This window comes from Solwaraspora sp. WMMA2056 (assembly GCF_030345095.1).
GTDB lineage: Bacteria > Actinomycetota > Actinomycetes > Mycobacteriales > Micromonosporaceae > Micromonospora_E.
Genome location: NZ_CP128360.1, coordinates 1,021,313 through 1,035,104, shown reverse-complemented (window position 1 = coordinate 1,035,104; position 13,792 = coordinate 1,021,313). Strand labels below are relative to the sequence as shown.

Genomic DNA, 13,792 nt, shown 5'->3' with positions numbered 1-13,792 from the left:
ACCCCCTTGCCGTCGGCACCCCGATGGTGGAGCGTTGTCCACAGGCTGTGGACGACGGCTGGGGAAACCGCTGTGGACAGTTACTCGGAGTGATTGTTTGTCCACAGCTCGGTGGGGGGCTGTGGACGGCCTGTTGAAGGTTCTGGGGACGACCGGACCCGCGATCGTCGAAAGGTTGTCCACAGCTGGGGACGAACCCTTGGGATAACCGGTGGATAACCGGTGGATAACCTGGGGAGCCTGTGTGCGACCGGACGGCCTGTGGATGACGGGGCGGGTTGTACCCACCCTCATCCACAGCTCATCCACCCCCATCCAACCCAGCTGAGCTGCGTAAACGTGAGATGTCCACAGAGTGCACAGGACCGATGAAGACGATGAGTTTTATCTTCTAGACAACAAAACCCAATCATCGGCGTTGGGGGTTTGTGTGGATGGAGCGCAGCGACGGTCCACCGCAGGAGGAGGAGACCGGCCAAGCCTGGGGGCGGACGCGCCACCGCCACGCTCTGGCCTATCGTTCGGTGAGGTCCGTTGACCGACAGCAGCCGCACCGGGCGAAGCGGTCACCCTCGCCGCCCGGTGTCATAGAAGATCGTTCGAGTCGACGCGGAGGCACGCCCATGAAGTGCGGAGGCAAGGGATGAAGTTCCGGGTGGAGCGCGATGCGCTCGCCGACGCGGTCGCCTGGACGGCCAAGAGCCTGCCGAACCGGCCGTCGGTGCCGGTACTGGCCGGAGCCATGCTGCGGGTCACCGACGGCTCGTTGCACGTCTCCGGGTTCGACTACGAGGTGTCCAGCCAGGTGACCGTCGACGTACAGGGCGACGCCGACGGCGCGGCCCTGGTCTCCGGCCGGCTCCTGGCGGAGATCACCAAGTCGCTGCCGGCCAAGCCGGTGGACATCGCCGCCGTCGGGGCGCATCTGGAGCTGGTCTGCGGCAGCGCCCGGTTCACCCTGCCGACGATGCCGGTCGAGGACTACCCGACGCTGCCGGAGATGCCCTCCAGCGCCGGTACGGTCGACGCCCCCACCTTCGCCGCCGCCGTCGCCCAGGTGGCGGTCGCCGCCGGGCGGGACGAGACGCTGCCGATGATGACCGGCGTCCGGCTGGAGCTCGACGGCCCGAAGCTCGCCATGCTCGCCACCGACCGGTACCGGCTGGCGATCCGCGAGATCGACTGGCAGCCGGACGACTCCGGGATCAGCCTCAACGCCCTGGTGCCCGCCCGTACCCTCGCCGACACGGCGAAGACCCTCGGGCCGATCGGCGGCGAGGTCACCATCGCCCTGGCGCAGGGCGGTGCCGGTGAAGGCATGATCGGGTTCGCCGGCGGTACCCGCCGGACGACGAGCCGACTGCTCGACGGAGCCAACTACCCGCCGGTCCGGTCGCTCTTCCCCGCCAGCCACAACGCCGAGGCCCGGGTCAGCGTCGCCGGCCTCGTCGAGGTCGTCCGCCGGGTGGCGCTGGTCGCCGAACGCACCACGCCGGTGCTGCTGAGCTTCAGCGCCGACGGACTGGTGGTGGAGGCCGGCAACACCGAGGAGGCGCGGGCCAGCGAGGCGATGGAGGCCACCTTCACCGGCGAGCCGCTGACCATCGGCTTCAACCCGCAGTACCTGATCGACGGCCTGCAGAACCTCGGGTCGGCCACCGCCGTGTTCGCCTTCGTCGACGCGTTCAAACCGGCGGTGATCTCGCCGGCCGGCGAGGACGACCAGATCATCCCCGGTTACCGCTATCTGATCATGCCCATCCGGGTAACCCGGTAGGCGCGGGAATCGGCACCACGACGATCATCCGCCGGCAACCGTGACGATCGCGGCGACGGAAAGGGGACAGACCGTGCAGTTGGGCATCATCGGCCTGGGCCGAATGGGCGGCAACATGCGGGACCGGCTGCGCGACGCCGGCCACCAGGCGTACGGCTACGACCGGGATCCGGCGGTGAGCGACGTCGGCAGCCTCGCCGAGCTGGTCGACCGACTCGACGCCCCGCGCGCGGTCTGGACCATGGTGCCGGCACCGGTGACCTCGTCGGTCGTCGACGAGCTGTGCGGTCTGCTGGCCCCCGACGATCTGGTGATCGACGGTGGCAACTCGCGGTTCAGCGACGACGCGCCGCGCGCCGCCCGGCTGGCCGAGCACGGCATCGGCTATCTCGACGTCGGCGTCTCCGGCGGGGTCTGGGGTCGGCAGGCCGGCTACGGCCTGATGGTCGGCGGCGACGCCGAGCACGTACGGCGGATGATGCCGATCTTCGACGCGCTCAAGCCGCCCGGCGAGCACGGCTTCGCCCACGCCGGCCCGGTCGGTGCCGGCCACTACGCGAAGATGGTGCACAACGGCGTCGAGTACGCGTTGATGCACGCCTACGCCGAGGGCTACGAGCTGATGCTGCAGTCCGACCTCATCACCGACGTGCCCGGGGTGATCAAGTCGTGGCGCGAGGGCACCGTGGTGCGGTCCTGGCTGCTGGACCTGCTCGACGCGGCCCTCGACGAGGACCCGCAGCTGGCCGCGTTGCGCGGCTACGCCGAGGACACCGGTGAGGGGCGCTGGACGGTCGAGGAGGCGATCCGGCTCGGGGTGCCGATGAACGTGATCGCCGCGTCGCTGTTCGCCCGCTTCACCTCCCGGCAGGACGACTCCCCGGCGATGAAGGCGGTGGCCGCGCTGCGTAACCAGTTCGGCGGGCACGCCGTCCAGTCCAGCCCCTGACGCCCCGGTGTACGTCCGTCGGCTCGAACTGATCAACTTCCGCTCGTACGAGCGGGTCGACGTCACCTTCGATCCGGGTGGCAGCGTCCTGGTCGGGCCGAACGGGGTCGGCAAGACCAACCTCGTCGAGGCGCTCGGCTACCTGGCCACCCTGGGCAGCCACCGGGTGGCCACCGACGCGCCGCTGGTGCGGGTCGGGGCCGACAGTGCGATCATCCGCTGCCTGATCATGCACGACCAGCGGGAGCTGCTGGTGGAGCTGGAGATCGTGCCGGGCCGGGCGAACCGGGCCCGGCTGGGGCGGTCCCCGGCCCGGCGGGCCCGCGACGTGCTCGGCGCGCTGCGGCTGGTGCTGTTCGCCCCCGAGGACCTGGAGATCGTCCGAGGGGATCCGGCCGAACGCCGCCGCTACCTCGACGACCTGCTGGTGGCCCGACTGCCCCGGTTCGCCGGCGTCCGGGCCGACTACGACCGGGTGGTCAAGCAGCGCAACGCGCTGCTGCGCAGCGCCTACCTGGCCCGCAAGACCGGTGGTACGCGCGGCGGCGACCTGAGCACCCTGGACGTGTGGGACACCCACCTGGCCCGGCACGGCGCCGAGCTACTGGCCGGCCGGCTGGAGCTGGTCGACGCCCTGGCCCCGCACGTGGCCAAGGCGTACGCGGCGGTCGCCGCCGGGTCCGCGCCAGCCGGCATCGCCTACCGGTGTGCCGTCGACCTGCCGGCCGCCGACGGCGGCGCCCGTCTGCCGGACCGGGCCGCGTTGGAGTCGGCACTGCGTACGGCACTGCAGGAGGCGCGGCGCAGCGAGGTGGAGCGCGGTGTCACCCTGGTCGGACCGCACCGCGACGACCTGAACCTGACAATCGGCGACCTGCCGGTCAAGGGGTACGCCAGCCACGGGGAGACCTGGTCGTGCGCGCTGGCGCTGCGGCTCGCCGCGTACGACCTGTTGCGTGGCGAGGGAATCGAGCCGGTGCTGGTCCTCGACGACGTCTTCGCCGAGCTGGACACCGGCCGCCGGGAGCGGTTGGCCGATCTGGTGGCCGGTGCCAGCCAGCTGCTGGTGACCTGTGCCGTCGCCGACGACGTACCGGTAGCGTTGCGCGGAGCACGCTTCGAAGTCTTCCCGGGAGGTGTCCGGCATGCCGGCTGAACCGACACCGACCGATCCGACGCGTCGGCAGCCCGCACCGTCCCCTCGGCAGGCAAAGGGCCGGCAGCCTAAGGCTCAGGACCGGCAGCCGGCTGCCGAGCCGGCTGCGGCGGAGCAGCCGGTGGTCCTGCCGCCGCCGTCGACCGGCCCGCAGCTGGCCCGCGCGGTGCTCGACGCCGCCCGGGCCCGTCGGGAGGCAGGGCGGTCGCGGCGTGGTGCGGGCGACGGCCGGGGCGGATCCGCTGGTGCGGGAGCCGGCAGCGGGCGACGGCTGCGCGGCTACTCGGGACCGGGGCCGGATCCTCGGGATCCGCAGCTGTTCGGCGACGTACTGGCCCGGTTGGTGGCTGCCCGCGGCTGGCAGCGGCCGACCGCCGAGGCGACCGTCTTCGGGGCCTGGGAGCGGGTGGTCGGCGCGGAGATAGCCACCCACTGCCGGCCGGTCAAGCTCGAGGACGGTGAGCTGACCGTCGAGGCGGAGTCGACCGCCTGGGCGACCCAGCTGCGGCTGCTCGCCCGGTCTCTACTGCATCGGATCGCCAAGGAGGTCGGCCACAACGTGGTCCGCAAGCTGCACATCCACGGTCCGGCCGCGCCGTCGTGGTCGAAAGGGCCACGGCGGGTCCGGGGCCGAGGGCCCCGCGACACGTACGGCTGACCGGGCCCGACCCGGGCACCCGCCGCCGGCTCGGGCCCGGTGGGGTCGGGTCGGGTCGGGCTGTTCGGGTCAGGCCTCGGCGTCGGCGTAGACGGCGAAGCCCCGGTCGGCGCAGCGGCGGTAGAAACGGGACAGCACGGCGAGCTCGGAGCGGGGGAAGCTCCACTGCGGCGCGTCGCCGGCCTCGTCGCGCAGCGCGTCGAGTCGGCTGTCCAGCCAGCGCAGCTGCTGTTCGGCGAGGCGGGCGTCGGCGAGGGCATCGCGCAGGACCGCGCCGACGGTGTCGAAGGTGACGGTGTCGCCGTACCGGTCGTGGCCGGCCACGAAGCGCTCCAGCCCGCCGGCGATCCAGGCACAGCCGTCCGGGTCGATCACCGGGTCCTCGTCCTCGGCGGCCGCCTCGGTGGCGTACAGCACCCCGGTCAGGCCCAGCAGCAGGTCCACCAGCTCGGTGTACGCGGTGGCCCGGACACTGCCGGTCTTGGCTACGTACCCGGCTAGCGCGGCGGTCGGCGCGGCGACGTCGGCCTGCTCCGCGAGGTCACCGAAGTCGACGAACTCGGCCGGTGCCACCGGTTCGTAGAACTCGCCGACCCGTGGCCACTGCACCGCGACGTTGTCCAGCCCCATCGCACACGTCACCCTTCTGCAGCTGATGGCGCGGCCGGTTCAGCGGACGGGTCGACTGCACCGCAGTGCCGCTGTCGGCGCGCCTGAGCGGTAGCGGCACTGTAGCGGCAGCGGGTCCGGGGCCTCACCACAGGTGGGTGCGGTGACCGGTGCCGGCGTGGTGACCACAGGTGTCGGACGGCCCCGCATCATCCTCGCCGGGTGGTCAGGTCCGTGTGGGGGTGGTCGCGGTGGGTGGGGTGCGGCCGGCTACGAACCTCTCAGGCGCTTTACGGGGGTGCCGCATCCCTGTTATGTCGGCTCGGCACAGTAGGATCGTAGGTAGAGACGAGGGAGACCCGTGCGTCGAGACGCGCGGGACCCAGCCGTTCGTGATCCGCGGGTGCTCTGCGGCGTACGGCGCGTTTCGCCACCCGTCGGCGATCCACCCGAAGTTGCGGGTTGTCGGCCATGGTGCCGGTCCGCGCCCGCCCCGCTGCCGGGTGTCCGCCGAACCCCGCGTCCCTGTGCCCGCCCGTGGCCAGGTGCGCGAGAAAGTGGCTGAGGGTGTCAGCGCAGAAGAAGCAGGAGTACGGCGCCGAGTCGATCACCGTGCTGGAGGGCCTGGAGGCCGTCCGCAAGCGGCCGGGTATGTACATCGGCTCCACCGGTGAACGTGGCCTGCACCACCTGGTCTGGGAGGTCGTGGACAACGCGGTCGACGAGGCGCTGGCGGGCCACTGCGACACCATCGACGTGGTGCTGCTGGCCGACGGCGGGGTGCGGGTCACCGACAACGGCCGTGGCTTTCCAGTGGACCTGCACCCGAAGCTGGGCAAGCCGGGGGTCGAGGTCGCGCTGACCGTGCTGCACGCCGGTGGCAAGTTCGACGGCAAGGCGTACGCGGTCTCCGGCGGTCTGCACGGTGTCGGTGTCTCGGTGGTGAACGCACTCTCCGTGAAGATGGAGGTGGAGATCCACAAGGACGGCCACGTCTGGCGTCAGCAGTACCACAACTCCAAGCCGACACCCCTGGACAAGGGCGAGGCGACCAACCGGACAGGGTCCGCGGTCGCCTTCTGGCCGGATCCGACGATCTTCGAGACCACCGAGTACGCCTTCGAGACGATCTACCGTCGGTTGCAGGAGATGGCGTTCCTGAACCGAGGGTTGACCATCCAGCTGCGCGACGAGCGGGCGACCGACGAGGACGGCAAGCACCGCGAGGTCACCTTCTGCTACAAGGGCGGCATCTCGGACTTCGTCCGTCACCTCAACAACTCCAAGAACCCGATCCACAAGAGTGTGGTGGAGTTCGGGGCCGAGGAGGAGGGCATGTCGGTCGAGATCGCCATGCAGTGGAACGAGTCGTACGGCGAGTCGGTCTACACCTTCGCGAACACCATCAACACCCACGAGGGTGGCACCCACGAAGAGGGCTTCCGGTCCGCCCTGACCAGCGTGGTCAACAAGTACGCGACCGACAAGAAGCTGCTCAAGGGCGACGAGAAGCTCTCCGGCGAGGACATCCGGGAAGGGCTCGCCGCGATCATCTCGGTCAAGCTGGCCAACCCGCAGTTCGAGGGGCAGACCAAGACCAAGCTGGGCAACACCCCGGTGAAGAGTTTCGTGCAGCGGGTGTGCAACGAGTGGCTGGTGGACTGGCTGGACCGCAACCCGGCCGAAGGCAAGATGATCATCACGAAGGCGACCCAGGCGGCGCGCGCCCGGATCGCCGCCCAGCAGGCGCGCAAGCTGGCCCGGCGCAAGTCGCTGCTGGAGTCCGGGTCGATGCCGGGCAAGCTGGCCGACTGTCAGTCGACCGATCCGCGCGAGTCCGAGGTCTTCATCGTCGAGGGTGACTCGGCCGGCGGTTCGGCCAAGCAGGGGCGGGATCCACGGACCCAGGCGATCCTGCCGATCCGGGGCAAGATCCTCAACGTGGAGAAGGCCCGGATCGACCGGGTGCTGAAGAACAACGAGGTCCAGGCGCTGATCACCGCGCTGGGCACCGGCATCCACGACGACTTCGACATCGAGAAGCTGCGGTACCACAAGATCGTGCTGATGGCCGACGCCGACGTCGACGGTCAGCACATCCAGACGCTGCTGCTGACGTTGCTGTTCCGGTTCATGCGGCCACTGGTCGAGCTCGGCCACGTCTACCTGGCGGCGCCGCCGCTGTACAAGATCAAATGGAACCGCAAGGGCGACGACGCGCAGTACGCCTACTCCGACCGCGAGCGTGACGGTCTGATCGCGCTGCGGCAGCAGAAGAAGCCGAACGCCAAGCCGGACGACATCCAGCGGTTCAAGGGTCTGGGTGAGATGAACTACCCGGAGCTGTGGGACACCACGATGAACCCGGCGACGCGTACGCTGCGTCAGGTGACTCTGGACGACGCCGCAACCGCCGACGAGTTGTTCAGCGTCCTGATGGGTGAGGACGTCGAGGCGCGACGGTCGTTCATCCAGCGCAACGCCAAGGACGTCCGGTTCCTGGACATCTAGCGACCTCGGTCGGTCCCGACCCGTGACCCGGACCGGCCCGACCGAGTTATCCACAGCTTCGCGAGATTCCACAGCCGTTATCCACAGCGGTATGACGGTATAAAGTCTGATAAGGGTTAACTGTGACGGATACTCCCGAGTCCTTCGACAGCGAGTCGGACAGCGCAGCAGCCGCAGCGGCCACCCCCGCCGCCGCAGCGGTCGCCGGCCACGACCGCATCGAGCCGGTCGGGCTGGAAGTCGAGATGCAGCGCTCCTACCTCGACTACGCGATGAGCGTGATCGTCGGGCGGGCGCTGCCGGACGTACGGGACGGCCTCAAACCCGTCCACCGCAAGATCCTCTACGCGATGTTCGACTCCGGCTACCGGCCGGACCGGGGCTACGTGAAGTGCTCCCGGGTCGTCGGTGACGTGATGGGCCAGTTCCACCCGCACGGCGACTCGGCCATCTACGACGCGCTGGTCCGGATGGCCCAGCCCTGGTCGCTGCGCTACCCACTGGTCGACGGCAACGGCAACTTCGGCTCCCCGGGCAACGATCCGGCTGCGGCGATGCGCTACTGTGTCACCGGCGACGTACGGGTCCGTACTGCGGATGGCACGGTTCGAATCGATCAGATCGCGCCGGACGCCGCGCCCTCCTCCGAGACGGAGATCGACCTCAAGGTCCGCGACCGCAACGGTGACCTGGTCCGCGCTGACCGTCTGTTCCACTCCGGCGAGCATCCGACATTGCGGCTGCGCACCCGCGAAGGCTATGCGCTCACCGGCACCCACAACCATCCGGTGCTCTGCCTGGTCGAGGTCGCCGGCGTCCCGACGCTGCTGTGGAAGCTGCTCAGTGAGGTGCGCGGCGGAGACCGGGTCGCGATGCAGCGGGTGGTTGCCGACGAGTTCGGGTACCCGATGGCGGATCACGTCGAGGCCGCGCTGCTGGCCGGTGCGTTCGTCAGCGAAGGCTGGTTCTCGACCAACCGTGCCGGATTCAACAACGTCGACCCGGAATTCTTCGCCCGGGTGGTCGCCGCCTACGACGTCGCGGTTGGCGGCCGACGGTACGTCAGCCAGCGAATCATCGCCTCCGGCAGCACCCTGTACGAGTTGGACGTGCAGGATGTCGCCGCGTTGCGGCAGAGTCTGCTCGCCGATCTGGTCGACGTCCGCAGCGCCGGCAAGTTCGTCCCCGAGCTGATCTGGCGCGGGCCGGCGGCGGTCAAGCGCGCGTTCCTGCAGGCGTTGTTCACCGGCGACGGGTCGTCGTCGTTGCTGCCACGCGGCACCATTGCGATCAGCTACTCGACCCGCAGCCACCGCCTGGCCGACGAAGTCCAGCAACTGCTGCTCGAATTCGGTGTGGTCAGCCGGCAGTGCGAGTACCGCAACGGCGAGATCAAGCTGGTGGTGACCAACCGGCGAGACGCCCGCATCTTCGCCCAACGGATCGGGTTCCTCGGCCGCAAGCAGGACAAGCTGCGCGGCGAGCTGCGCGCCGTGCCGCGTACCAGTCGTGCGATGTCCAGCGACCACGTTCCCTACCTGGCCGATTTCATCCGCGCGCATGGCGCGACCCGCTGGACGGAGCGTGACTGGCTGCGCCGGCACAACGTCGACCGGATCGAACGGTGGGAGCGTGACCGGTCCGAGATTCTCGCCCGGATCACCGAACGCGAGGTGCGCGACGTCGTCGAGCCGCTGGTCGACGGCCGTTTCTACTACGCCGAGGTCGCCGAGGTCGCCGACGCGGGCGTGCAGCCGGTCTACAGCCTCCGGGTGGACACCGACGACCATTCCTTCGTCACCGACGGATTCGTCAGCCACAACACCGAGTGCAAGCTCGACCCGCTGGCGATGGAGATGCTGCGGGACATCGACGAGGACACCGTCGACTTCCAGGACAACTACGACGGGCGGGCCAAGGAGCCGGTGATCCTGCCGGCCCGGATCCCCAACCTGCTGATCAACGGCTCCGAGGGCATCGCGGTCGGTATGGCCACCAAGATCCCGCCGCACAACCTGCGGGAGATCGCGGCGGCGGTGCAGTGGTGTCTGGAGAACCCGGAGGTCGACGAGGCCGACACGCTCGAAGCACTGCTCGGGATCGTCAAGGGTCCGGACTTCCCGACCGCCGGGCTGATCGTCGGCACCACGCCGATCCAGGACGCATACCGGACCGGTCGTGGCTCGATCCGGATGCGGGCCGTGGTCGAGGTCGAGGAGGACAAGAAGGGGCGGACCGCGCTCGTCGTCACCGAGCTGCCGTACCAGGTCAACCCGGACAACCTCGCCGAGCGGGTCGCCGAACTGATCAAGGAAGGCAAGATCGGCGGGATCGCCGACATCCGCGACGAGTCGTCCGGGCGTACCGGTATGCGGCTGGTGCTGGTGCTCAAGCGGGACGCCGTCGCCAAGGTGGTGCTCAACAACCTCTACAAGCACACCCAGCTGCAGGAGACGTTCGGCGCCAACATGCTGGCGCTCGTCGACGGGGTGCCGCGCACGCTGAACCTGGCGCAGTTCATCCGCTACTACGTCGAGCACCAGATCGACGTGATCCGCCGGCGGACCGCGTACCGGCTGCGTAAGGCCGAGGAGCGGGCGCACATCCTGCGGGGTCTGGTCAAGGCGCTGGACATGCTCGACGAGGTGATCGCACTGATCCGGCGCTCGCCGACGGTCGAGGACTCCCGCCAGGGTCTGATGCGGTTGCTCGAGGTCGACGAGATCCAGGCCACCGCGATCCTGGACATGCAGCTGCGCCGGCTCGCCGCGCTGGAGCGCCAGAAGATCATCGACGAGCTCGCCAAGATCGAGCTGGAGATCACCGACCTCAAGGACATCCTGGCCAAGCCGGAGCGGCAGCGGAAGATCGTCTCCGAGGAGTTGGGCGAGATCGTCGCCAAGTGGGGCGACGAGCGACGGACGCAGATCGTGCCGTTCGACGGCGAGGTCTCGATGGAGGACCTGATCGCCCGCGAGGACGTGGTGGTCACCATCACCCGGACCGGGTACGCCAAGCGGACCAAGGTCGACCTCTACCGCTCACAGCGTCGGGGCGGCAAGGGCGTCAGCGGGGCGACGCTACGCCAGGACGACATCGTCAGCCACTTCTTCGTTGCGTCCACCCATGACTGGATGCTGTTCTTCACCAACAAGGGCCGGGTGTACCGGGCCAAGGCGTACGAGCTGCCGGAGGCGTCGCGTACCGCCCGCGGCCAGCACGTCGCCAACCTGCTGGCCTTCCAGCCGGACGAGCACATCGCCCAGGTCATCCAGATCCCGAACTACCAGGTGGCGCCCTACCTGGTGCTGGCCACCCGTAACGGTCTGGTCAAGAAGACCAAGCTGGAGGAGTTCGACTCCAACCGGTCCGGCGGGATCATCGGCATCAACCTGCGTGATGCCGACGAGCTGGTCGGCGCCGCCCTGGCCTCGGCGACCGACGATCTGCTGCTGGTCTCCAAGAACGCCCAGGCGATCCGGTTCAACGCCACCGACGAGGCGCTGCGGCCGATGGGCCGGGCCACCTCCGGGGTGATCGGGATGCGGTTCACCGACACGGACGAGTTGCTGGCAATGGCGGTCGTCCGTGAAGGTATGGACCTGGATGTTTTGGTGGCCACCAACGGCGGGTACGCGAAGCGCACCCCGATCGAGGAGTATCCGGTCCAGGGCCGGGGAGGCAAGGGCGTGCTGACTGCCAAGATCACCGAACGCCGCGGTGGTCTGGTCGGTGCGGTCGTGATCAGTCCGGATGACGAGCTCTTCGCGATCACCAGCAACGGTGGCGTGATCCGGACTCCGGTGAAGCCTGTACGACGTACGCGGGATCGGAACACAATGGGGGTCAAGCTCATGGACCTCCCGGACGGCGTGACCATCGTGGCGATTGCTCGCAATGCCGACGAGCCTGACGAACAGGACTAGTTGATGACGGAGACCCAGGCGAAGTCGGGGGCCACGGGGGCCTCGGCGGCCCCGGTCGACGAGGAGTCCGCCGCTGGAGGCCCGGCAACGGCCACCGGGCGGGCCGCCGTCGGCCGGGCCAGCGTCCCAGCCGACTCGCCGGCGCCGAAGTTCACCCGGGCTCCGGGCATGCCGCCCCCACCCGACAAGCCCGCCGACGACCCCGGCAGCGACGCCGGTGCCGAGGACGGATCAGCCCGAGCCGGCGGCACCGGCGACCGCGCCACTGGTGGCGCGCTCACGCTTGGCGGCGGTGCCGCCTCGTCCGGAAGGTCGGCCACGCCAGTGACGTCGGCACCTCCAGTTTCCTCCGCCCCACCGGCCAGCTCCGGTAGCGGATTCACCGGCGGGGCACTCGGTGCCACCGCCGCCAGTGGCACCGCCACCCGGCCCGGTCTCGGCGTGGGCTCCACCCAGCCGCTCGGCACGGTGGGTGGCACGAAGACAGGCTCCGCGCCGGGCTCCCGCAGCGGACTCGGATCACCGACCGTACGTACCGTCGGGGCCGCTGGTACGGCGGCGGCCGGCTCCGCCGCCGTCGGCGCGGCACGGGTCGGTGGCGACGGCGCCCGGACCGCCCGCCCCGGAGTCAGCTCGGCGGCGTCGCGCGGTCCCCGCCGTGCCCGGCTGAACCTCAAGCGCATCGACCCGTGGTCGGTGATGAAGTTCTCGTTCGCGGTTTCCCTGGTGCTGTTCATCGTGGTGATCGTGGCGACGTCCGTGCTCTACCTCGCGCTGGACGCGATGGGTGTCTTCGAGAGTGTGAACACCAGCCTCGGTGACCTGATCGGCACCGGTACCGGCGAAGGCCCGACGTTCCGGGTCACCGCCCAGGGTGTGATCGGCAGTGCCGCGCTCTTCGGTCTGGTGAACGTCGTGCTCTACACCGCGCTGGCCACCCTCGGCGCGTTCATCTACAACGTCTGCGCCGACCTGGTCGGCGGGATCGAACTGACCCTGGCCGAGCGGGACTGACCCGTCCGGAGGATCCGGACACGTGGCCGGGACGGGCGAAACCTGCTCGTCCCGGCCACGTGTCGCCCGGTAGTCTTCCGGTGTCCGGCGCGCCACCTGTCGGCCATCCGGCGGACCCGGCCCCGAGTTGGGTGTCGTACGGCCGGTGCGGTAACCTTGCTCGTCGCGTACGGGGCTATAGCTCAGTCGGTTAGAGCGCAGAGCTGATAACTCTGAGGTCGCTGGTTCGATTCCAGCTAGCCCCACTCCACGACAGTCGAGCGTAAGGGGATCAGCCCCATGGCCAAGAAGCTCCTGATCATCGCGGCGGTCATCGGTGTAGCCGCGCTGATCGCCAAGAAGGTCAAGGAAACCAGCGACGAACGTGCGCTGTGGCACGAGGCGACCACCGCTCCCGACCTGCGCTGACCCGCACCCTGGTCCCTCCCGCACCGCGGCCGGCAGCCGTCGGAGTGTCGCGCGGGGACCGTACGGGGCCATAGCTCAACTGGCAGAGCACTGCCTTTGCAAGGCAGGGGTTAGGGGTTCGAGTCCCCTTGGCTCCACTCACAGCTCGTTGACGGTTCAACCTCGGCCACCCCAACCGGTGATCAGTCGACGACGACCTCGCATTCCGCCGGGTGACCGGTCAGCCAGGACCGGATGGTGTCGTTGCCGCTGTCGCCGTAGCAGGCGTCGAGTTGCGCGCCGCTGGTCTCGGCCATGTTGATCCCACCGAAGATGGTGTCGGGCCCGTCCCCACCGTAGATGTCGTCGTTGTCCTCGTTGCCGCGCAGAGTGTCGCCCCCGACCTGGCCGTAGATGGTGTCGTCGCCGGTACCACCCCAGATCTCGTCGGCGCCACCGGTCACCACGACGCCGAGGCCCTCACCCCAGAGGAAGTCGTCTCCGCCCTCTCCGAAGATGCGGTCCGCGCCCTGGCCACCGTAGACGGCGTCCACCCCGCCGCCGGCACAGATGACGTCGTTGCCGCCCCGGCCGTCGATGATGTCGCTGCCGGACGAGCCACGGATCACGTCCCGCCCGCTCGTCCCGTTGATCGTGCCGGAGCCACTGATGGTCACCGCCTCGCCGTCGCAGGTGTGGGTCGCGACGGCCGGCCCGGCCGGTCCGACCACCGCGATCGCCGTGCCGATGGTCACCAGGATTCCGATACCTACGTACCTGCTCACCGTTGCTCCTTCCGCTCTGC

The 13,792-nt window shown here is 69.5% G+C and carries 10 protein-coding genes and 2 tRNA genes; 10 read left to right on the top strand and 2 right to left on the bottom strand.

Features of this window, described 5'->3' with window-relative positions; translation table 11 throughout:
* The first annotated feature begins 643 nt into the window (after positions 1-643).
* From dnaN to O7608_RS04775, 4 genes are all read left to right on the top strand, one after another.
* Positions 644-1,777 carry a DNA polymerase III subunit beta gene (gene dnaN / locus O7608_RS04790; RefSeq protein WP_289208819.1) on the top strand — a complete coding sequence of 378 codons (1,134 nt, stop codon included), beginning with the start codon at positions 644-646 and terminating at the stop codon, positions 1,775-1,777.
* A 73-nt stretch (positions 1,778-1,850) separates the two neighbouring features.
* Positions 1,851-2,726 carry a phosphogluconate dehydrogenase (NAD(+)-dependent, decarboxylating) gene (gnd, locus tag O7608_RS04785; protein WP_289208818.1) on the top strand — a complete coding sequence of 292 codons (876 nt, stop codon included), beginning with the start codon at positions 1,851-1,853 and terminating at the stop codon, positions 2,724-2,726.
* Between the two features lie 7 nt (positions 2,727-2,733).
* The gene (gene recF, locus O7608_RS04780; protein WP_289208817.1) at positions 2,734-3,882 is read left to right on the top strand and encodes a DNA replication/repair protein RecF; all 1,149 of its coding nucleotides are present in this window, start codon (positions 2,734-2,736) and stop codon (positions 3,880-3,882) included.
* Positions 3,872-4,540, top strand: coding sequence for a DciA family protein (locus O7608_RS04775; RefSeq protein ID WP_289208816.1), 669 nt, complete (start codon positions 3,872-3,874; stop codon positions 4,538-4,540). Before recF ends, O7608_RS04775 begins: the two co-directional genes overlap by 11 nt.
* A gap of 69 nt (positions 4,541-4,609) precedes the next feature.
* On the opposite strand, the gene O7608_RS04770 is transcribed toward O7608_RS04775, so the two are convergent.
* Positions 4,610-5,170, bottom strand: coding sequence for a hypothetical protein (locus O7608_RS04770; protein ID WP_282224571.1), 561 nt, complete (start codon positions 5,168-5,170; stop codon positions 4,610-4,612).
* A 546-nt stretch (positions 5,171-5,716) separates the two neighbouring features.
* On the opposite strand from O7608_RS04770, the gene gyrB reads away from it, so the two are divergent.
* The 6 genes from gyrB to O7608_RS04740 all read left to right on the top strand — a co-directional run bounded on the left by gyrB (position 5,717) and on the right by O7608_RS04740 (position 13,145).
* Positions 5,717-7,660: a DNA topoisomerase (ATP-hydrolyzing) subunit B gene (gene gyrB, locus O7608_RS04765; protein WP_289208815.1), complete on the top strand. Its 1,944-nt coding sequence runs from the start codon at positions 5,717-5,719 to the stop codon at positions 7,658-7,660.
* Positions 7,661-7,782: 122 nt separating this feature from the next.
* A complete protein-coding gene (gyrA, locus tag O7608_RS04760; protein WP_353850498.1) occupies positions 7,783-11,586 on the top strand; it encodes an intein-containing DNA gyrase subunit A in 3,804 nt (1,267 codons plus the stop codon).
* Between the two features lie 3 nt (positions 11,587-11,589).
* Positions 11,590-12,600: a DUF3566 domain-containing protein gene (locus tag O7608_RS04755; protein WP_289208814.1), complete on the top strand. Its 1,011-nt coding sequence runs from the start codon at positions 11,590-11,592 to the stop codon at positions 12,598-12,600.
* 171 nt (positions 12,601-12,771) lie between these two features.
* Positions 12,772-12,845 (top strand) — tRNA-Ile (locus tag O7608_RS04750).
* Between the two features lie 34 nt (positions 12,846-12,879).
* A complete protein-coding gene (locus O7608_RS04745; protein WP_282224574.1) occupies positions 12,880-13,008 on the top strand; it encodes a DLW-39 family protein in 129 nt (42 codons plus the stop codon).
* A gap of 64 nt (positions 13,009-13,072) precedes the next feature.
* Positions 13,073-13,145 (top strand) — tRNA-Ala (locus tag O7608_RS04740).
* A gap of 45 nt (positions 13,146-13,190) precedes the next feature.
* Here O7608_RS04740 and O7608_RS04735 read toward each other — a convergent pair.
* Complete coding sequence (locus O7608_RS04735; protein ID WP_289208813.1) at positions 13,191-13,772, bottom strand: calcium-binding protein; 582 nt, start codon at positions 13,770-13,772, stop codon at positions 13,191-13,193.
* Positions 13,773-13,792: the final 20 nt, after the last annotated feature.